This is a genomic window from Pseudomonas sp. Irchel 3A7 (assembly GCF_900187565.1).
Classification (GTDB): domain Bacteria; phylum Pseudomonadota; class Gammaproteobacteria; order Pseudomonadales; family Pseudomonadaceae; genus Aquipseudomonas.
This window is the reverse complement of sequence record NZ_FYED01000029.1, coordinates 1-1,238: the sequence shown is the minus strand read 5'-3', so window position 1 is coordinate 1,238 and position 1,238 is coordinate 1. Positions and strand designations below refer to the sequence as shown.

Annotated in this window: 1 protein-coding gene; it reads right to left on the bottom strand. The window is 52.9% G+C overall.

What is annotated here, in order from left to right:
* Positions 1–18: 18 nt before the first annotated feature.
* On the bottom strand, positions 19–990 hold the full coding sequence (locus CKW21_RS30185) for an IS110 family transposase (protein ID WP_095197450.1): 972 nt from the start codon (positions 988–990) through the stop codon (positions 19–21).
* Between the last annotated feature and the right edge of the window lie 248 nt (positions 991–1,238).

Below are 1,238 nucleotides of genomic sequence, written 5' to 3'. Positions count from 1 at the left end.
TAGATACCGTCTTGTCCCTCATCGGGCAAGCGCAAAATTCGGGTCAAATGGCTGGCCCGATTTAAGAACGGCGTAGACAAAATGTAGGAGCTTGCGCATTGCTGCACAGATGATCTGTTTGGGGGCCTTGCCATTGGCCTTCAAGCGATCCTTCATGGCGATGATCGCCTTGTTGTGCTTCAGAGCAACCAAGCCAGGCATGTATAGACCCGCTCGAACGCGAGCCGATCCGATCCTCGAAATCACTGTTCTGCCTTTGAGCTTTCCCGAGTCCTGCAGTTTTGGGTTCAACCCTGCGGCAGCGACCAGTTTGCGAGGATCATCATATTTACGCAGGTCGCCCAGCTCGGCCAGCAACCGCTCAAGGGTTTTCTGCCCGATACCGTCGATGGTCACGATCAAGTCGCGCATTTGGCGCATGTCCGGGTCATCGTCGATGTGCTTTTTGATTGCTTTGTGAGTCTCGGCAATCTCTTTCTCGATGTGGCGCAGCACAGAGTTGATCGAGTTTTTGACCTTCTCGTCGGACACGTCCAGCCGATTGAGCTCCATTTGCTCCATTTCCTGCAAATCATCCAGCCGACGCACCATCGCCTTTAGCTGGCGGTATTTCAGCGGCTCCGGTGCCCATTGCTGAAGCTTTTCAGCCTTTTCCCGAGCAAAGTCAGCGATCAGTTTGGCGTCACTTTTATCGGTTTTGATCCGGCGTAACTCGCTGTCGGCGTAAGCGTGGGTCGTAACCGGATTTACGACGCAGACCCGGTAACCCTTGTTGTAGACGAACTCGGCAAGTTCCAGGTGATAGACGCTGGTGGCTTCCATCACGATCAAGGCTGTAGGCTCGACTTGCTTGTTCAACCAGGCATCAAACTCTTTGAAACCTTTTGAGTCATTAGCCAGCTTGGCCTTGGTTTTGTGCTTGCCATTAGGCAGATGAGTGGCGATATCAAAGGTGTTTTTAGCGACATCGACACCAACGAAATTGGACATGACCGTCTCTCCATTGATCAGTTTTCGATCATCACTGCACTCTGTCCAACCTTGCGAATGCGGGCTCTCGCCAGAGACGGGCCCAAGATACCGTTCGAACTATACGAGTGAGTGTGGAGGGCTGGAGCACGATCTACATCACAGGCAAAAAGCCTAAGGAGCTGCACGGCTTCCAAGTCCCTCCCTCGATGATCAGTCGAGAACTATCGCTCCTGATGGAGCGATAGTCGAGATACAAGGAGCTGCCG